Origin of the sequence: Paenibacillus vietnamensis (assembly GCF_020169515.1) — a bacterium.
GTDB classification, from domain to species: Bacteria; Bacillota; Bacilli; order Paenibacillales; family Paenibacillaceae; genus Pristimantibacillus; species Pristimantibacillus vietnamensis.
Map to the genome: position 1 here is coordinate 37,514 of NZ_JAHMHW010000024.1, position 19,663 is coordinate 57,176.

General features: G+C 52.8%; 18 protein-coding genes. All 18 read left to right on the top strand.

Annotation, left to right across the window (positions count from 1 at the left end; genetic code table 11):
* Window positions 1-175 precede the first annotated feature (175 nt).
* The 18 genes from KP806_RS25285 to hslO all read left to right on the top strand — a co-directional run bounded on the left by KP806_RS25285 (window position 176) and on the right by hslO (window position 19,648).
* A complete protein-coding gene (locus KP806_RS25285; protein WP_224726533.1) occupies window positions 176-1,657 on the top strand; it encodes a bifunctional methyltransferase/pyrophosphohydrolase YabN in 1,482 nt (493 codons plus the stop codon).
* A gap of 183 nt (window positions 1,658-1,840) precedes the next feature.
* Window positions 1,841-2,113 (top strand): HU family DNA-binding protein, encoded by a 273-nt coding sequence (locus KP806_RS25290; RefSeq protein WP_137186792.1) that lies wholly within the window; start codon window positions 1,841-1,843, stop codon window positions 2,111-2,113.
* 3 nt (window positions 2,114-2,116) lie between these two features.
* Complete coding sequence (locus KP806_RS25295; RefSeq protein WP_224726534.1) at window positions 2,117-2,407, top strand: RNA-binding S4 domain-containing protein; 291 nt, start codon at window positions 2,117-2,119, stop codon at window positions 2,405-2,407.
* A 492-nt stretch (window positions 2,408-2,899) separates the two neighbouring features.
* Window positions 2,900-3,187 (top strand): sporulation protein YabP, encoded by a 288-nt coding sequence (gene yabP / locus KP806_RS25300; protein WP_224726535.1) that lies wholly within the window; start codon window positions 2,900-2,902, stop codon window positions 3,185-3,187.
* Window positions 3,184-3,792 (top strand): spore cortex biosynthesis protein YabQ, encoded by a 609-nt coding sequence (gene yabQ, locus KP806_RS25305; protein ID WP_224726536.1) that lies wholly within the window; start codon window positions 3,184-3,186, stop codon window positions 3,790-3,792. The genes yabP and yabQ overlap by 4 nt, the downstream gene beginning before the upstream one ends.
* Window positions 3,793-3,800: 8 nt before the next feature.
* A complete protein-coding gene (locus KP806_RS25310) occupies window positions 3,801-4,112 on the top strand; it encodes an FtsB family cell division protein (protein ID WP_224726537.1) in 312 nt (103 codons plus the stop codon).
* Window positions 4,113-4,260: 148 nt separating this feature from the next.
* Window positions 4,261-4,764 carry a S1 domain-containing RNA-binding protein gene (locus KP806_RS25315; RefSeq protein ID WP_224726538.1) on the top strand — a complete coding sequence of 168 codons (504 nt, stop codon included), beginning with the start codon at window positions 4,261-4,263 and terminating at the stop codon, window positions 4,762-4,764.
* A 481-nt stretch (window positions 4,765-5,245) separates the two neighbouring features.
* A complete protein-coding gene (gene spoIIE / locus KP806_RS25320; RefSeq protein WP_224726562.1) occupies window positions 5,246-7,678 on the top strand; it encodes a stage II sporulation protein E in 2,433 nt (810 codons plus the stop codon).
* 695 nt (window positions 7,679-8,373) lie between these two features.
* A complete protein-coding gene (locus tag KP806_RS25325; RefSeq protein WP_224726539.1) occupies window positions 8,374-9,099 on the top strand; it encodes a vWA domain-containing protein in 726 nt (241 codons plus the stop codon).
* A complete protein-coding gene (locus KP806_RS25330) occupies window positions 9,083-10,006 on the top strand; it encodes a protein kinase domain-containing protein (protein ID WP_224726540.1) in 924 nt (307 codons plus the stop codon). The genes KP806_RS25325 and KP806_RS25330 overlap by 17 nt, the downstream gene beginning before the upstream one ends.
* A gap of 39 nt (window positions 10,007-10,045) precedes the next feature.
* Window positions 10,046-11,458, top strand: a complete 1,413-nt coding sequence (tilS, locus tag KP806_RS25335) for a tRNA lysidine(34) synthetase TilS (RefSeq protein ID WP_224726541.1) — start codon at window positions 10,046-10,048, stop codon at window positions 11,456-11,458.
* A gap of 51 nt (window positions 11,459-11,509) precedes the next feature.
* Complete coding sequence (gene hpt / locus KP806_RS25340) at window positions 11,510-12,049, top strand: hypoxanthine phosphoribosyltransferase (RefSeq protein ID WP_224726542.1); 540 nt, start codon at window positions 11,510-11,512, stop codon at window positions 12,047-12,049.
* A 97-nt stretch (window positions 12,050-12,146) separates the two neighbouring features.
* Window positions 12,147-14,156: an ATP-dependent zinc metalloprotease FtsH gene (gene ftsH, locus KP806_RS25345; RefSeq protein ID WP_224726543.1), complete on the top strand. Its 2,010-nt coding sequence runs from the start codon at window positions 12,147-12,149 to the stop codon at window positions 14,154-14,156.
* 305 nt (window positions 14,157-14,461) lie between these two features.
* A complete protein-coding gene (gene nadA, locus KP806_RS25350) occupies window positions 14,462-15,400 on the top strand; it encodes a quinolinate synthase NadA (protein WP_224726544.1) in 939 nt (312 codons plus the stop codon).
* Window positions 15,401-15,482: 82 nt separating this feature from the next.
* A complete protein-coding gene (nadB, locus tag KP806_RS25355) occupies window positions 15,483-17,096 on the top strand; it encodes an L-aspartate oxidase (protein ID WP_224726545.1) in 1,614 nt (537 codons plus the stop codon).
* The gene (nadC, locus tag KP806_RS25360; RefSeq protein ID WP_224726546.1) at window positions 17,089-17,973 is read left to right on the top strand and encodes a carboxylating nicotinate-nucleotide diphosphorylase; all 885 of its coding nucleotides are present in this window, start codon (window positions 17,089-17,091) and stop codon (window positions 17,971-17,973) included. The genes nadB and nadC overlap by 8 nt, the downstream gene beginning before the upstream one ends.
* The gene (locus KP806_RS25365) at window positions 17,970-18,743 is read left to right on the top strand and encodes a type III pantothenate kinase (RefSeq protein ID WP_224726547.1); all 774 of its coding nucleotides are present in this window, start codon (window positions 17,970-17,972) and stop codon (window positions 18,741-18,743) included. The genes nadC and KP806_RS25365 overlap by 4 nt, the downstream gene beginning before the upstream one ends.
* Window positions 18,743-19,648, top strand: coding sequence for an Hsp33 family molecular chaperone HslO (hslO, locus tag KP806_RS25370; protein ID WP_224726548.1), 906 nt, complete (start codon window positions 18,743-18,745; stop codon window positions 19,646-19,648). Before KP806_RS25365 ends, hslO begins: the two co-directional genes overlap by 1 nt.
* Window positions 19,649-19,663: the final 15 nt, after the last annotated feature.

Below are 19,663 nucleotides of genomic sequence, written 5' to 3' on the forward strand. Positions count from 1 at the left end.
GCGCGGCTTTATTAGAGCGAAGCGCGGAACCCGTTCCATAACTTGCCTTACATCTCGATACGAGCTGTTTTGCTTATAATTGTCTTCTATTTCTACGCGAAACGAGCTGTATACCGCCAAAGGACGGCACCAGCCGTTTGCGCTAGCGATTCATCCTTAAGGAGGTTGATCTGGTATGACAAACCGGTCGATAACGGTAGTCGGTCTGGGATCGGGCGATCCCGATCATTTAACGCTTGGAGTGTGGCGGAGGCTTCAGGACGCGGAGCGGATTTTTGTCCGCACGGCACGGCATCCGGCGATGTCCCTCCTGCATGACAACGGCATCGCATATACTTCGTTTGACTCGCTTTACGAGCAGCACGATTCCTTTCCCGACGTGTATAAGGCTATTGCCGAGGCATTGATTGCCGAAGCGGGCGCCGGAGGACAGCTGCTGTACGCCGTTCCCGGCCATCCGATGGTGGCGGAGCGGACCGTGTCGCTGCTTCGCGAGCAATGCCCGGAGGCGGGCATCGAGCTTATCATCCTGGGCGGGGAGAGCTTTCTCGACCAGGCCTTCGTCAGCCTCGGCATCGATCCGATCGAGGGCTTTGCCCTTCTTGACGCGGCCGATCTGCAGCCTTCGCAGCTGCAGCCGCAGCTGCACACGATCATTGGCCAGGTGTATGACAGCTTCACCGCATCCGATGTCAAGCTTGCGCTGATGGAGCGTTACCCGGACGATTACGAGGTCGTGGTCGGCCATGCGCTCGGAGTTGCGGGCGAACAGTCGATCGAGCGCGTTCCGTTGTACGAGCTTGACCGTTTGTCCGGCTATGGCAATTTGTCGCTCATCTGGGTGCCCCGTTCGGAGGACGCCGCATTGCGCAACCGTACCTTTGACCGCTTGCACGAGATCGTCTCGATCCTGCGCAGCCCCGAAGGCTGTCCATGGGACCGGGAGCAGACGCATCAATCCATTCGCAAAAATTTCATCGAAGAGCTCTACGAAGCGCTCGAGGCGATCGACAACGACGACCCCGATGCGATGCAGGAGGAATTCGGCGACGTTATCCTTCAAGTTATGCTGCACAGCCAGATGGAGGAGGAGGCCGGTGCATTCTCGGTCTATGATGTGATACAATCGCTAAATGAAAAGCTGATTTTCCGTCATCCCCATGTATTCGGCAGCCTGAGCGCAAACGATTCGGAAGAGGCGCTCGGCAACTGGGAGCAGATGAAGGCGGAGGAGAAGCGGATCAAAGGGACCGATGCGGATCGCAAGTCCGTGCTTGACGGAATACCGCCGGATCTTCCGGCGCTTATGAAGGCGTACAAGCTGCAGAAAAAAGCGGCCAAAGTCGGCTTTGACTGGAATGAGATCGGACCGGTGCTGGACAAAATCGAGGAAGAGCTCACCGAGCTCCGCGAAGCGATCTCCTGCGGTGAACGGGAGCAGCAGGCTTCCGAGCTGGGCGATCTTTTATTCGCCGTCGTAAACGCTTCGAGGTTCATCCAGGCCGATCCGGAGGAAGCGCTGACCCGCACGAACAAAAAATTCCGCAGCCGTTTCTTGTATATTGAGGAGCAGCTTCGTATAAGCGGCAAAAATTTTGACCAGACTGATTTAACAGAAATGGATCGATGGTGGGAAGAGGCCAAGCATCAATCCTAGCTCTTGTTTCGGCACAAATCGCCTTCATTCCGCACGATTCGCAAAAAAATTTCAAGCAGCGGCAGGATTTTTTTACTTAGAGGCAGAATAACTATTCCTCATGCGAGTAAGAATTTCCAACCACGGCGGCGCTTCAAGGCGTCGACCACGAATAGGTTATCTGAACAATAGGAGGATTTTATCATGAACAAAACAGACCTGATCAACAACATCGCAGAAAAAAGCGGCTTGACTAAGCGTGACGTAGAAGCTGTACTTAACGGATTTTTGGGCGAAGTAACAGATGCTCTTGCAAGCGGCGACAAAGTACAACTGATCGGCTTCGGTACTTTCGAAACTCGCAAACGCGCAGGACGCACGGGCCGCAACCCGCAAACCGGCGCTCCGATCGAAATTTCGGAAGCTAAGGTTCCTGCATTCAAAGCGGGCAACAAGCTGAAAGAAGCGATCCAGTAATTCATGCGTCTGGATAAGTTTCTCAAGGTATCCCGGCTGATCAAACGCCGCACCGTTGCGAAGGATGTATCCGAGCAGGGGCGCGTATGGATCAACGGCCGCGAGGCGAAAGCCAGCAGCTCCGTAAAGCCGGGGGACGAGCTCCAAATCCAGTACGGCCAGAAGATCGTAACCGTACGCGTCGAGCGCATCGCGGAAACGACCCGTAAGGATGAAGCCGGAGAGCTGTATACCTTGATCAAGGAAGAACAGCGCCAGCGGGACAACGATCTCGATTGGCAGCAAAAGAATTAAAGCGAAAGCCGTCTGTAGACACCGATTCTGCAGGCGGCTTTTTTACTAGCAAGACCGTGCCCCAAGGCTTCTGCATTGCCTCTGCTGCTTCCGATTAGCGTAACTGGAATTGCTGCAGTTATTTTTGATCAAGAACCGGCAATGGGGGAAAATAACTGGTTTTTTTGTATCTAAAAAAGGAACTGCCCTCGTAACATAGGGATATTGGGAGATTTAGCTACACAAAATCCAGCTATTATTGCCAATTCGCAGAATCGATAGATTTAAATACACTGAATCCATTTATGAACAGTACGCAGTGCGAAGCGGACGAGAGGGTGCGCTGTTTTCCAGATTACCCACCCGGCCTTTGTTTCAAACAAACCCGGCCCGTTTAAATACCTTGAGGCTGTTAGGCAGAGGCAGCCTCATACAGGCCGGTGCAAAAACCGGTTCTAATTGTTTTCCCGTCCCCATAAGCTAGTCTTAAATCAGGAGACGGGGGACGAGTCGATGGTTGACCAAAGCAAAGGACAAAAGCGGCAGGAAGTCAGAATGACGAACCGAAGGCTGCTTGAGCTTACCGGCGTTTTGAAGGTGGAGAGCTTCGACAGCGAAGAGTTTCTGCTGGAGACGGAGCTGGGTGTCTTAACGGTTAAAGGGCAAAACCTGCACATGAAGCATTTGAGCCTGGAGCAAGGGCTTGTATCGATCGAAGGGCTGGTCCATTCCCTCGCCTATTTGGACGGCACCCAGAACGCATCGAAATCCAAAGGCTTATTCGGGAAGCTGTTTAAGTGACGTTAAGCATGCAGTGGATGACGATGGCAGTTATGCTGCTGTCAGGCCTCGGCATGGGAACGGTATTCGACGGCTACCGCGTCGTATCGAATGAGCTGAAGTTCCCGCGCTGGTGGCTGCCGGTGCTCGATGTCGTGTACTGGATGGCAGCGGCGCTGGCCGTCTTCAGGGTGCTGTACGCCAGCAACAACGGCGAGATGCGGGCGTACGTTTTTGTTGGACTGGCTTTCGGGGTGCTGCTCTATTACTGGCTGTTCAGCAGGCTGGTCATTTCCATAGTCAAATGGCTTATTAAAGCCGTGCGCAAGCTGATTTCCTTCGTGCTGAAATGTCTCGATATCCTCATCGTCAAGCCGATCGTGCTGCTCTATAAACTCATTATTTTAATGTTCGGAATTGGGTCTGCAATCACTATTTTCATTTACAAAATTGTGCTACAATTGGTTCGTCCTTTTTGGCGTTTATTTGTTTGGATGGTCAGGCCCGCACTCCGTCCGATCGGAAGGTGGCTGGCGCCTTACTGGGCCAAATGGCAGCTGAAGGAGAAACTCGCCAATATTGGACGACTAATCTCCCGGTTATGGGGCAGATGGTTTAGGAGGTAACACCGCTCATGGCAGCGAAAGTTAACAAGAACAAGAAGACAGGGAATGCGGGCACGAAGCGCCGGTTTAAACTGTGGATGATGTTCATCGTGCTATTTATGGGCTGGGCGGGTTATACGGTCTTTGGTCAGATGCAGCTTAAGGATACGACGAGTGCAAAGCTGGAGGCCATACAAGGCCAGATCAGCGCGGCAGCGAAAGATAGCGAAGAGCTTAAACGGCAGATTGAACGGTTGAACGACCCGGAATATATCGAACAGCTTGCGACTAAGGATCATGGTATGGTCAAGAAGGGCGAAAAGCAAATTTTCAGTGATTAAATCGGGCTTTAAATCGGGTGATCGTCTGTTGACCTTCCTTTGGCGGTTCGGTTATAATCACGTTAATAGCGGTTTCGCAAAACTATCGGTTTAAGCTTATACAGTCGGTTTTGCTTCGCATAACTTTTAGGGAGGAACATTTTATTTTATGGCAATTGAAGTGGGCGCTAAGTTAGAAGGAAAAGTGACGGGCATTACGCATTTCGGGGCATTTGTCGACTTGTCGGGAGGTGTCACGGGTCTAGTTCACATTTCGGAAATCGCTGATAACTACGTCAAGGACGTGAAGGATCACCTTAAGATCGACGATGTCGTGAAGGTTAAAGTGATCAACGTGGACAAAGACGGTAAGATCGGACTTTCCATTAAGCAAGCCATTGACCGGCCTGAAGGTCAACCCGCGCCACAATCACGCGAGCGTCACGGCGGCGGAAGCGCTGGAGGTGCTGGCGGCGGAGAACGTTTCAACCGCGGAGGCGGTGGCGGTGGCGGACGTCCCTTCAACAAACAATCGTCTGGCAGACCAGCCTACGGCAAACCGTCATTCGAGGATAAAATGTCACGTTTCCTGAAAGACAGCGAAGAGCGCATCTCCTCTCTGAAGAAGAATACGGAGGGCAAACGCGGAGGACGCGGAGCCAAGCGGGTATAAGCAATCAACTTTTTATGAATAACAAGGCAGGGCCGATTCGGCTCTGCTTTTTTGCTGTTTATGCCTTGGAATCGGGCTGCTCAGCTTCCCAGTGTCTTGTCGTATTGCGTTTTATTCCTCCTTCGTCCAAAAACTTTTCCCCCAACCTCCATCATTCCCGACAGGTTCCTACGTCCATTCGCCAACAAAAAAGCGCTTTCAAAATGACTGTTCCTGTCGGACGAAGCTGAAGGCGCATTTCCATCAGAACGTTCAATCCTATACGGGACGTATGTTTGGCGGTTTGCTGACAATGACTGCGCGGCCAATTCTTTTTGTCGGAAAAAACTTTTTGACAAGCTCCTTTAACTGACAAACTTTATACGGACGACCTCCTATAATGGGGAACACAATACTTTCGGATGGGTGGTGTCGGTAAGTGGATAAGGATAGCGCAGGTACGATTCCCGGTGTTAAGCGGGCGAATATATTCCAGTCGGCAATGCGGAAAGGGCGGGAATGGATTGCAGCACGCCGCTTCATTCAAGCGATTACAGCGAAAAAATGGGCTTTTCTATTGGTCGGTATAGCGTTCTTGCTTGGCAGGGCGGTTATCCTCGAATCGCTTATGCCATTTGCCATCGCTTATTTCGCGGTGATCTACTTCCTGAGAAGAGATATTTATCCTTGGGTGGCCATTTCGCTCGTTGCCGGCAGCTGGCTGGCGGCGGATCCCGCCCCGATGTGGATTGCGATGGAAATCGCGGTGCTTTTCCTGTTCCTGAAGGGACTGGAGGCATACGAAAAAGCGGAGCTGCAGTCGGCGCCGATTCTTGTGTTCGCGTCTGCACTGCTTGTCCAGATGTTCAGCGTGTTTATCGGGGACGAGCTCAGCTGGTATAATTTCATGCTTGTCGTCGTGGAAGCGGCGCTTGGCTTCGTGTTAACGCTTGTATTCATTCAAGCGATTCCTATACTCACGGTGACAAAAAAATCGGCCTCGCTCAAAAACGAGGAAATCATTTGCCTGATGATTCTGCTGGCTTCCGTCATGACGGGTGCTGTCGGCTGGGTCGTTTACGATATGTCGGCCGAGCATATTATGTCGCGTTACATGCTGCTGCTGTTTGCTCTGGCAGGCGGCGCACCGCTTGGCGCTTCCGTCGGCGTTGTTGCAGGCTTAATTCTGAGCTTGGCGGATTTCGGGGCAGTCGTGCAAATGAGCTTGCTTGCTTTTGCCGGACTGCTTGCCGGATTGCTGCGTGAAGGCGGCAAAATGGCCGCCGCGTTCGGAATGCTGCTTGGAACGTCGATTTTATCCATATATGTAGGCAGTCAGGCTGATGTGATGAGCTCGACCTGGGAGTCGGTTGCGGCCGCAACTTTGCTCATGCTGACGCCTCGCAGTATGATCCGCACGATTTCGCGTTATGTGCCGGGCACGAACGAACACGCGAAGTCGCAGCATGAATACGCCAAGCGGGTTCGCGAGGTTACGGCCGAACGCGTCTCGCAATATTCGGAGGTGTTTCAGCAGCTATCTCGAAGCTTTGGGCAACTAAACGGAACGGCGGCAGCCGCCAGGAACAAGGAGGATGAGATCAACCATTTCATGAATGCCGTTGCGGAGCGCAGCTGCGTTAGCTGCCACCGGCAAAAAGCCTGCTGGGAGGATAAGTTTTTTCATACGTACAATATGATGACCGAAATGATGACGGCGGTGGAGGAGGACCGCGTGCCCGCAGGGAAGGAGATTCCCCGCGCCTGGTCGGCTCACTGCGTGAAATCGTCGCAGGTGCTGCTGGATATGCGCCAGCAGTACGAGCTGTACCAGAATAATATGCACTGGAAAAAGCAAATATTCGATTCCCGCCAGCTGGTTGCGGACCAGCTGAACGGAGTGTCGCAGGTTATGGAGGATTTGGCCAAAGAAATTAAAAGAGAGGGGCAGACGCTGCATTTGCAGGAAGAACAAATCAGAGAGGCGGTGGAAGGGCTCGGTTTATCGATACAAGGGATTGATATCGTAAGCTTGGAGGAGGGGAACGTCGAGATTGAGCTTTACCACACTTTTGAGAAAGGATTTGATGAATGCCGGAAAATTATCGCGCCGCTGCTAAGCGATATTTTAGGAGAGCATATTGCGGTAAAATCGGAGCATCCTCCTGCGAAGCAAGGGGAGCCGGCGCTTGTTGCGTTCAGCTCGGCCAAGCAGTATGAGGTAGAGACGGGCGTCGCCGGGGCAGCCAAAGGGGGAGACTTGCTGTCGGGCGACAGCTTCAGCATGGTCGATATCGGAAACGGGAAATTCGCGGTTGCGATCAGCGACGGAATGGGCAACGGCGAACGGGCCCGTCAGGAGAGCAGCGCCGCCCTGTCGATTTTGCAGCAGCTGCTGCAATCGGGCATGGACGAGAAGCTTGCGGTAAAGTCCGTCAATTCGGTGCTGCTGCTCCGCTCCTCGGATGAGATATTCGCTACGGTCGATTTGGCGATCGTCGATTTATATACGGCTCAAACGACATTTTTGAAGATCGGCTCGACGCCGAGCTATATTAAAAGGGGGAACGACGTCATTCCGGTGACGGCAAACAACTTGCCGATCGGTATTTTGCAGGATATCGACGTAGACTTCGTGTCTATGCAGATGCAGTCCGGCGATACGCTTGTCATGATGAGCGACGGCATCTATGATGCGCCTGGACATGCGGTGAACAAGGAGCTGTGGATGAAAAGAATGATCGCCGAGCTGGAGACGGAGGACCCTCAAGAGATGGCCGATGCGCTGCTCGAGAAGGTGGTCCGTCACCATAACGGAGAGATCGTCGACGATATGACGGTTCTGGTTGCGCGAATCGACAAACATTTGCCGGAGTGGGCGTCGTTCCGCTTTCCGGGAGTGTCGCGCATGGAGCGCCCAAGGACGGTGAGCTGAGGAGAGTGACGTGACTGGGATGACGAAGCTTGTGGCGGTTTTGGATGACGGATAAAGGAGGAGTTTACGAAATAGACCGGGTATCATCTGTTTATACGGAGCCTTATTGCCTCTTTCGGCCAGCGCGCGGCCGACGGGCATTCGGGCTCTTTTTGTTTTTTTAAGATGCAGGAAGTATAAGTTTCACAAGTACATAGATGGGGTGGTCTGATTGGTTGCTTCTATGCTGGAATGTACTTTTTACATTGGAGAGTGGGATAATTTCGGTTAAAAGCTGGCTGTGCTGTAGTTTTTGCAGCTGAGATGCCAGGTTCGTCTTCTTTTGCCTCCAACACCTTTCTAGTCTCTAAATCTGGTGTAAAAAATGCAGTAGAATACTCGGGATGACGCTTCAATAGAGATTCTGGTGTACAAAATACATCTGAACCGGGCACGAGTCTTGGAAAATCCCTTGGAAGTTGGCGGTTCCTTTCCACTTTCATTCGTTTTTTGGTTTTAACTCTCCTAAAATAGGCAAAGCTGATAGAAAGGCTGGTGCCGGATCTGGGCTGGCGAAGCCGTGTTTGTCACTCATACGTTTTGGTATCTATATTTGTTAACCAAACACGAAGCCTTTGCTTACGAAGTAGTGTTTGTCACTCATACATTTTGGTATCTATATTTGTTAACCAAACACTTTAGGAGGGTAATCAATTATGAAACAAATATTGTTAATAACGGACGGCTGCTCCAACGTAGGATTAAGTCCGGTGGTGGCGGCGGCGCATGCGAGCTCGGAGGGCATATCGGTGAATGTAGTCGGCGTGCTCGATCATGGCGACGTAGGCGAGCTTGGAGCCGCTGAAATCGATGAAATTGCCCGCGCCGGAGGAGGGCTGAGCCGGCTGGTGAATATGCGGCAGCTTTCGCAAACGGTGCAGATGATGACGCGCAAAACGGTTGTACAGACGATTCAGCTGGCGGTACAGAAGGAGCTGAAGCAGGTGCTTGGAGACGGCTCGATTGAGGCTCTGCCGCCGGAGAAGCGCGGCGAGGTCGTTCGGGTGATCGACGAGCTCGGCGAAACGTCGGGACTCAAGGTAGCGCTGCTCATTGACGCGAGCGCCAGCATGAAGCCGAAGCTGGCGGCGGTAGAAGAGGCAATCCGCGATCTGATGCTCAGCCTGCAGGCCAGACAAGGGAAAAGCGAGATTGCCGTCTTTCATTTTCCCGGTACGAGAAACGGCGATGATTGCGTAATGGACCTGAACTGGACGAGTCATTTGAACGGGGTCCAGGCGATTTTTCCGAAGCTGCAGATGGGCGGTACGACACCGACGGGGCCGGCGATCATGCATGTGATTGATTTTTACCGTCAGGGCGATTATGGTAGACATAGTAGAGACGAAACGGATGGGATGATGAGTGGCTACGTCGTTTAGAGCCGAGCTTCGCCGGGGCGCGGTAGTGACCGGCAAATGGAAGCAGGGAATATATCGGGTCGAAAGGTTGCTTGGCGAAGGAGCAAACGGTAAAGTATATCTCGTACAGAGAGACCGCAGCTGGTATGCGATGAAAATCGGCTTTGACGCCATCGATCTGCAGTCGGAGATCAATGTGCTGCAGACTCTGGCCAAGCAAAGAAAGCAGGGGCAGGAAGCTTATTTGTATGACGTAGACGACATGTACGCGCCGGACGGAAAAAAATATCCGTTTTATATTATGAGGTACGTGCGCGGCTTGCGGCTGGCCGAATATTTGAAGCAGCAGGGCCCGGAATGGTTCCCGTTAGTCGGCCTGAACCTACTGAACAAGCTGTCCAAGCTTCATGAAGCGGGCTGGGTGTTCGGGGATTTGAAGGTGGAAAATGTGCTTGTCGCCGATTACGGCCATGTCGAATTGGTCGACTATGGCGGCGTTACGGCAAACGGCAAGAGCATTCGCCAGTTTACGGAAATCTATGACCGGGGCTACTGGAATTGCGGGCCTCGCTCCGCCGATCCGGGCTACGACATTTTCTCCTTTGCCGTGCTTTGCATTCAGCTCCACGAACCGAAGCGTCTGCACCAGTTGACAGCGGAGCTGCTGCCCCAGAATCGGTCGTCCGCCGATTTGATGGAAATCGTGGGGGCCAGTCCCGCACTCAGGCCGCTTTCGGGATGGCTCCGCAGAGCGTTGGACGGCCAGTTCCGGGACGGTTCCGATGCGGCTTTATCGTGGAGACTGCTGCTGCACAGGAAGGATACGCACAGACCGTCCTCGATGCCGCGCTGGTTGAAGGGTCTGGCTGCCGGTTCGGCTGTTCTTCTAGCCACCTCTGTTTATTGGCTGCTCCGGAACGTGCTGTAAGCGGTCGGGCTTGCAAGCGAAACGAAGGTGAGGATACATATGGATTTGCTGCATGAATTGGAGAGAGAAGGAGCCGAACGGGGGCTCTGGGAAGCTGGAGATCGTATTGTTGCCGCCGTTTCGGGCGGTCCGGATTCTATGGCGATGCTGCATATGCTGGCAGCCCTTGCGCGGGAAGGGAAAATATCGCTCATTGCGGCTCATGTGAATCACGGTTTTCGCGTGGAAGAGTCGGCGCAAGAGCTGGAGGTCGTTCGGGCATACGCGCAGCGGCTGAACGTTCCGTGCGAGACCATTATTTTGGACCTGCCCTCTTATATAGAAGAAACGCGATTGAACAGCCAGGCGGCGGCAAGGGAGAAACGGTATGCCTTTCTTCATGAAATAGTGCGGAAGCATGGAGCCTCCCGCATTGCACTGGCGCATCACGCAGACGATCAGGCGGAAACCGTACTCATGCGCATCATTCGGGGGACGGGCTTAACCGGACTTGCGGGAATGCTGAGCAAAAGAACCGAAAAAAACGTGGAACTTATCCGGCCTCTGCTGCGTATGAAGAAGTCAGACCTCCTGCGTTACTGTGAAGCTTACGATATTCCTTTTTGCACGGATAGCAGCAACAAGGAGCGCTATTATTTCCGGAATACGATCCGGCTTGATATTTTACCTTTCTTGTCGAAGTACAATCCGCAGCTCTCCCACTCCCTGCAGCGGCTAGCCGATGTGGCGGGCGCCGAGGACGAGTGGATGGAGCGGCAGACGTTGGATTTGTTCGCGCAGCTGGTAAGGAAATCCCCCGATGAATGCACTGTGCGCTGCGACGATCTGAGCGGTCTCCATGTCGCTTTACAAAGGAGATTGATTAAACTAATATTAAGTTATCTTTCTACTGAAACGGAAAAGATATCCTTCGATCAGATCGAAACGATGCGGCTTGCGGCCGCGGCCCATATGCCGGGTAACTGGCGGATGGATGCCGGGGCGTCGGTTCGCTGCACGCGCGAATATGACCTGCTTAGGTGGCATCGGATCCATCAGGCCGATTCGGACGAAAAGATCGAATATTCCTATAAAGTAGACAGGGAGCAGGGCAGCTTAAGCATCGCCGGCAGCTGTTGGACTTTCGAATTCGACTGGCTTGCAGACGGGGAGCTTAAACGCCCGGCATCCAGATACGAAGCATGCTTTGATGCAGCCCGGCTGGCCTATCCGCTTGTGGTCAGAAATCGGAGGCCGGGCGACAGAATTCATGTTTTAGGATTAAATGGATCGAAAAAAGTGCAAGATATGTTCGTTGACGAGAAGATTGCTCCGCCTATCCGGCACCGGTATCCTCTCTTGTTCGATGCAGAAGGGCGCCTGCTCTGGATTCCGGGCATTCGAAGGTCGAGTCATGCACTGACCGATCCGCATACGAAAGACGTATTATTCATCAAGGCGCTTGGCGAATAAGAAGCACTGGTACACTCATAAACATAGTTAAGGCGTAGGGGGATTTCTACTTTGCAGAACGATATCCAGGAAGTGCTGTACAGCGAAGAGCAGATTCGCGAGAAGGTGAAGGAGCTCGGAGCGACGCTAAGCGAGGATTTTAGCGGACGCAACCCGCTCGTAATTTGTGTGCTTAAAGGCGCATTTATTTTTATGGCTGATCTGGTTAAGGAAATAACAGTGCCGCTCGAGATCGATTTTATGGCGGTGTCCAGCTACGGCCAGTCCACCAAATCCTCCGGGGTCGTCAAGATCATCAAGGACTTGGATGCTACCGTGGAAGGGCGCGACGTTCTGATCGTCGAGGATATTATCGATAGCGGGCTGACGCTCAGTTATTTGATCGACGTGTTGGAGCGCCGCAACGCGAAAACGGTGACGGTCGTCACCTTGTTCGACAAGCCTGCCCGGCGTACGGTCGACCTGCAGGCGGATTACACCGGCTTTACGCTGCCGGACGAGTTTGTTGTCGGCTACGGCCTCGATTACGCGGAGAAATACCGGAACCTTCCATATATCGGTATTTTGAAGCCGCAGGTATATGAAAAATAACAGCGATTCACCCGTACATGCCCTCTCCGTATACCTCTATTGTTATGGAAAGTCATGCTATGGTAAAATATTTTAAGCGTCTGAGAGGAGGTTGGGGATGAATCGGATCATCCGTAATACAGGTTTTTATTTAATTATCTTTTTGGTGACCGTTGGGATTTTTCAATTTATCAGCAGCCAAAATGACACAAACGTTGCGTTGCGGTACGATGAGCTTCGTGCTGCGATTGAATCCGGCAACGTTAAGGAAATAAGCCTCAGGTACGAAAATCAAACGTATAACGTTACAGGTAAATATAACAACAAGCCTGCAGACGCGGAAACCGATCAGTTTACTTCGAGAGTAGGCGTCAGCGCGGAAGCGCAGATGCGGGATTGGTCGGAAGAGTTTGGTTTTGCATTAAGCGTAGAGGAAATGAAGCAGCCAAGCATTTGGCTCACGTTCCTTACATCCATCATACCGTTCGTCATCATTTTCGTCCTGTTCTTCTTCCTTATGAATCAAGCTCAGGGCGGCGGCGGCAAAGTGATGAACTTTGGCAAGAGCAAAGCCCGGCTTTACAACGAAGAGAAGAAACGGGTTACCTTTGAGGACGTCGCGGGCGCAGACGAGGAGAAGCAGGAGCTCGTTGAGGTCGTTGATTTCTTAAAGGATCCGCGTAAATTTAATCTGGTAGGCGCGCGTATTCCGAAAGGCGTACTGCTTGTAGGTCCTCCAGGTACAGGTAAAACATTGCTTGCCCGTGCGGTTGCGGGTGAAGCGGGCGTACCGTTCTTCAGCATTTCCGGCTCCGATTTCGTCGAAATGTTCGTCGGCGTCGGCGCATCGCGCGTGCGCGATTTGTTCGAGAATGCGAAGAAGAATGCTCCTTGTATTATCTTCATTGACGAGATCGACGCAGTAGGCCGTCAGCGCGGCGCCGGACTCGGAGGCGGGCATGACGAGCGCGAGCAAACGCTTAACCAGTTGCTGGTAGAGATGGACGGCTTCGGCGCCAATGAAGGCATTATCATTATTGCGGCAACGAACCGTCCGGATATTCTGGACCCGGCGCTTCTGCGTCCGGGCCGTTTCGACCGTCAGATTACGGTTGACCGTCCGGATGTGAAAGGCCGTGAAGCGGTGCTGAAGGTTCATGCCCGCAACAAACCTCTCTCGAAGGACGTTAAGCTTGACGTTATTGCCAAGCGGACGACCGGCTTTAGCGGTGCGGATCTGGAGAACCTGTTGAACGAAGCGGCATTGCTTGCCGCCCGCCGCAATAAGAAAGACATTGCCATGGTTGAGGTGGATGATGCGATCGATCGCGTCATCGTCGGTACCGAGAAGAAGAGCCGCGTCGTAAGCGACCGCGAGAAGCGGATCGTCGCTTACCACGAAGCCGGTCATACGATTGCGGGCTTCTTCCTCGAGCACGCGGACATGGTACACAAGGTTACGATTATTCCGCGCGGCCGCGCAGGCGGATACGTCATTATGCTTCCGAAGGAAGACCGCTTGCTTGTGACCAAGCAGGAGCTCCTCGACAAAATTACGGGATTGCTGGCAGGCCGTGTGGCGGAAGAACTGTACATCGGAGAAATCGGCACCGGCGCTTACAGCGACTTCAAGCAGGCTACGGGCATCGCTCGCAGCATGATTATGGAATACGGTATGAGCGATAAGCTTGGACCGATGCAATTCGGCAGCTCGCAAGGACAGGTGTTCCTGGGCCGCGACATCGGCCACGAACAGAATTATTCGGATGCGATCGCATATGAAATTGACCAGGAGATGCAAAGCATCATCACTTCCTGCTATGACCGTGCGAAGACGCTTCTTACGGAGAAGAGCAAGGAAATGCATTTGATCGCTCAGACGCTGCTTTTGCAAGAAACGCTCGAAATGGATCAGATCAAGAGCCTGATCGAGAGCGGGCAGGCGAAGTCGGATAGCGATTCCGGCTCAACGAACGGTGCGGCGGCTGAAACGCCATCCGAGCCGATTGTCGAGACGGTAGGAGACGTGAAGGTGCGTATCCAAACCCGCGATCCGGAGGAGCCGAAGGGCCCTGTCCTGGAGAAGCGCGATAATACGGCATCAGATCCGAACTCCGAACAAAGCTAAGAAACGAAGATAGATGCAAAATAGGAACCGCTTGAGAGCATGCTCTCAGGCGGTTTTTGGTTTTACAGCAATCCGGAGTGTTGGCGCTTGAATTTTTTTTCAGTTGGATCCGTAAAAAGGTGTTTAATACATTGACAGTATCATCTACCAAGTGTAAATTAAATCTTAATCAAATGAATTTTTCCCTTTTGGTTTAAACTATAGGTAAGCGGCTTTCTAAGTTTGTGCATCAATTCACAAAGTCGAGCTTACCGCAAATCGGAATGGGTTCATCGCCCATCCCTCATAAGAGGAGAGGATTACCTGTGGAAGCACTGGCACTGGAACGCAAAGCGGAGCAGAACCGTGAGCTGCGTGAACGGTTGTTACAGTTGAAGAAAGAGCGCAACGCCATCATTTTAGCGCATTATTACCAACGAGATGAAATTCAAGAGGTAGCCGATTTCCGTGGCGACTCCTTCCTGCTTGCCCAGAAGGCGGCACAAACGGACGCCGATGTCATCGTTTTTTGCGGCGTTCATTTTATGGGCGAAAGCGCAAAAATTTTGGCGCCGAACAAGACGGTTATTATTCCGGACGAGCGTGCGGGCTGCCCAATGGCCGATATGGTCAACGTCGACGGCTTGCGAAAGCTGAAGGCTCAGCATCCGAACGCGACCGTTGTTACGTATATTAACTCGTCGGCGGAAATTAAGGCGGAAACCGATATTTGCTGTACATCGGCGAATGCGGTGAAGGTTGTCAATTCGGTGGAGGGCGACGAAGTGATTTGGGTACCGGACAAAAATCTGGGCCACTACGTACAGCAGAACACCGACAAGAAAATGATTATTTGGGAAGGCTACTGCAACACTCACGACATGCTGACCGTTAAAGATGTAGAAGAGATGAAAGCGAAATACCCGAATGCACAGTTTGTCGTTCACCCGGAATGCCGTCCGGAGGTTGTAGAGCTGGGCGATTTCGTGGGAAGCACGACTGCAATCATTAAATACTGCAAGGAATCGGATTGCCAGGAGTTTATCGTAGGCACGGAGGATGGCACAGGCTATCAGCTGCGTCTGGACAGCCCGGATAAGACGTTCCATTTTGCATCGAAATATTTGGTTTGTCCGAACATGAAGGTCAACAATTTGAAGAAGCTCGTGAAATGCCTGGAAACGATGCAGCCGCAAATTTATGTACCGCCCCATGTAGCTGAACAAGCCCGCTTGTCCCTGGAGCGCATGCTACTCGTGAAGTAGCATGCGCTGCTTCCTGTACTTGGAAAATGCACGACAAAGACACTTGACGTAGAAATTGCCGTTTACACTTGGAGGAGCCGCGATGATTCCCAGATATTTAGTTGATGTGCAGCTGGACGAGCTGCCGGTTATTGAAAAAGACGTCATCGTAATCGGGGCCGGCATTGCCGGTCTTTTTACCGCTATAAGGTCAAGCGAGACCAATTCGGTTTTAATGATCACAAAGAAATCGCTGCTGGACAGCAATACCCGTTATGCGCAGGGCGGCATTGCCGCCGTTATTTCCGATGAGGATTCCCCTGCATACCACAGACAGGACACTCTTATTGCCGGGGCCGGCCTTTGCTCGCATGAAGCTGTCGATGTCCTTGTGCATGAAGGTCCGCGAGGCGTACGCAGCCTCATTCAAATGGGTACCCAGTTCGATCTAGAGAACGGCGAGTTTGCGCTTACGAAGGAAGGAGCGCACAGTCAGCGCCGGATTTTGCATGCCAACGGCGACGCGACCGGATACGAGATCGTCCGTGCCTTGTCCGAGAATGCGGTAGCCAATCCGAAAATTGAGGTATGGGACGATCATTTTGTCATCGATCTTGTCACGCAGGACGGGGAATGCTGCGGCGCCATCGTGCAGCGTCCCGGTGGACAAAGGGTGTTCGTCAAAGGTAAAGCGACGATATTGAGCTCCGGCGGTGCCGGGCAGCTTTACCGTTATACGACCAATCCTGAAGTCGCGACCGGCGACGGAATCGCAATGGCCTACAGGGCAGGAGCTTACATCCAGGATGTAGAATTTATTCAGTTCCATCCTACTTCCTTATGCTATCCGGGTGCGCCGCGCTTTCTTATTTCGGAAGCGGTTCGCGGCGAAGGTGCGGTGCTGCGCAACATTAAGGGCGAAAGGTTCATGGAGCGTTACCATGAGCAGCTTGAGCTGGCGCCTCGTGACGTCGTCGCGCGCGCGATCGTCAGCGAAATGGAGGAGACGAAATCTACATTCGTCTATATCGACATTACGCATGAGTCGGCAGATATGGTAAAGCACCGTTTTCCGACGATTTATGAATACTGCTTGAGATACGGATTGGACCTGACGACGGATTGGATACCAGTCGCTCCGGCGATGCATTATATGATGGGCGGGGTAAAAACCGACCTGAACGGCGAAACGAACATCAAACGTCTGTTTGCCTGCGGGGAAGTTTCGTCGACCGGCGTTCACGGCGCCAACAGGCTGGCCAGCAACTCCTTGTCGGAAGCGATCGTATTCGGAAGACGCATCGTCAAGAGAATCAATGAGCTGCCTGAGCTGACGGTGGAACCGGCGATCGTGAAGGAAAACGAGCGGGAAACGACGCCGATTCAGGCGGTCGTGGAGCGGAGGCTTAAGCTTCAGAAGATCATGGTCCGTTACGTCGGTCTTCGCCGCGATGCGAGAGGACTGACAAAAGGGCTCGAGGAGCTAAAACGGCAGCTGCCGATTTTTCAGTCGATTTTGACGGAGCGCGAGGATTACGAATTCGCGAATTTGCTGACCTGCGCCTTATTGACGACGGAATCCGCGCTGCAGCGCGAGGAAAGCCGCGGCGCCCATTACCGGGAAGATTTCCCGGCACGCGACGATTTAATGTGGAGAAAACATACAGTGCTGCACCGTTTGCATGGACTGACAGAGGAGCGGATAGAGGATGTTTGAATGGACGGCAGGCGGATATGATGCGATAGTGCGCGAACAAATTCGGGGCTGGCTCGCTGAAGATATCGGAAGCGGAGACATCACGACGGAAACGACCATACCGAGGGATTCGCATTCAAAAGCCGTTATTCATGTGAAAGAGAACGGCATCATTGCGGGCCTTCCGGTCGCTAAGCTTGTTTTTGATGTCGTCGATCCGTCGTTAGTATTCGAAGCAAAGGTTGCGGACGGTGACAAAGTCGAAAAAGGAACGGTGCTCGCCGTAGTTGAAGGCAGCACGCACAGCCTGCTGACCGGGGAGCGGCTGGCGCTGAATTTAATGCAGCGGTTGTCCGGTATAGCCACGAAGACTCGGGCTTTCGTGAACGCGCTGGAAGGGCTTCCGGTCCGCCTCGTGGATACGAGGAAAACGACGCCGGGACACCGACTGCTTGAGAAGTATGCGGTTCGTGTCGGCGGAGGCGCCAATCACAGATTTGGCTTGTACGATGCCGTGATGATCAAGGATAACCATATTAAAGGCTCCGGAAGCATCGGGGCGGCTGTCGAAGCGGCCAGAAGCAAAATTCCGCATACGATGAAAATCGAGGTGGAGACCGAATCGCTGGAGCAGGTCGATGAGGCGCTTGCCAGCAAAGCGGACATTATTATGCTGGATAATATGGCGGCTGCCATGATGAAGGAAGCGGTGGCCAGGATCAAGTCGGCTGCGCCTCATGTGATCGTCGAGGCATCGGGCGGAGTTACGCTTGAGACGGTCCGCGTTATCGCGGCATGCGGCGTTGACGTGATTTCCGTAGGCGGACTGACCTACTCCTTCCACGCGCTGGACATCAGCCTCGATCTCAATGAGAAGAAGGGCGGCGAGTTGTTGTGATCCTCGTCATCGATGTCGGGAATACGAATATCGTACTTGGCGTATATAAAGGAAAGAATTTGCTGCATCACTGGCGTCTGAGCACGAACCGTTCGGCTACCGTGGATGAATACGGTATTAATATTCATAATCTGTTTCAATATGCAGGCGTTAAGCTGGAGCAAATGGAAGGCGTAATCATTTCCTCGGTCGTTCCCCCGCTTATGAGGACGCTCGAGCAGCTGTGTTTAAAATATTTGCGCAAAACGCCGCTTGTCGTCGGGCCGGGCGTCAAAACCGGCCTTAACATCCGCTACGAGAACCCGCGGGATGTCGGAGCGGACCGGATCGTCAATTCCGTTGCCGGAATCGTGAAGTACGGGACGCCTCTCATCGTGGTTGACTTCGGAACGGCGACTACGTTCGATTACATAGATGAAGGCGGAAACTATTTGGGCGGAGCCATCGTGCCGGGAATCGGCATTTCCACGGAGGCGCTATACCAGCGCGCCGCGAAGCTGCCCCGCATCGAGCTGGCTAAGCCCAAAAGCGTAATCGGGCGCAATCCGATTACTTCGATGCAGGCGGGTATTATTTTCGGATATGCCGGCCAGGTAGACGGTATTGTCAGACGGATCCAAAACGAATTCGGCGTAAATCCGAAGGTTGTTGCAACAGGAGGCTTAGCGGAGTTAATCGCATCGGAATCGGAAACGATAGAAGAGGTGGATCCGCTTCTTACGCTCGACGGCCTTAGAATTATATATGAACGTAACCAGGAGGGAATGTAATGGATAATGAGCTGAAGGACATACTGGTTCGAGGCACGGCATGGGGCGGCAAAATTCGCGTGTTCGCGGCGCGAACTACCAGGCTCGTGGAGGAGCTCCGTCAGCGTCATGGCACATATCCTACTGCTACGGCGGCGTTTGGGCGTACTCTGACGGCTGGTGCGATTATGGGCGCTATGCTGAAGGGGAAAGAAAAGCTGACGATTCAAGTGAAAGGCGACGGCCCGATCGGACAAATCGTCGTCGATGCGAATGCTGAAGGCGAGGTGCGGGGCTACGTCGATCATCCTCACGTTCATTTGGCCAGCAATGCGAAGGGCAAGCTGGACGTGGCGGGCGCGGTCGGCCGCAGCGGGCATCTCCATATTATTAAGGATTTGGGACTCAAGGAGCCATACCGCGGAAGCGTCCCGATTATTTCGGGCGAGCTGGGTGAGGATTTTACTTATTACTTCGCCGTTTCAGAGCAAACTCCGTCGGCTGTAGGGCTTGGCGTTCTGGTGGATACCGACAATTCCGTTCTGCATGCGGGAGGCTTCATTGTCCAGCTGCTGCCGGGGTTGACGGATCAAGAAATTTCCAGATTGGAGCAGACAATCGGAGAGATGCCGACGGTTACGGCATTGCTTGAGCAGGGACATTCGCCGGAGGAGATTTTAAGCTTGATTGTAGGCGAGAACGATTTGCAAATTCACGATAAGATGGAATTAAGCTTTAAATGCGTCTGCTCCGTCGAGCGCGTCGAGAAAACGCTCATCAGCATCGGGGAGCATGAGCTGAAACAAATTATTGAAGAAGACGGAAAAGCCGAAGTCGTTTGTCAATTTTGCAACGAAGCGTATACATTTGAACGACCGCAGCTGGAGCTGCTGCTCGCTCAAGCGAAGCCGAAGCCGATCCAATAATCGGAGGCATTGAGG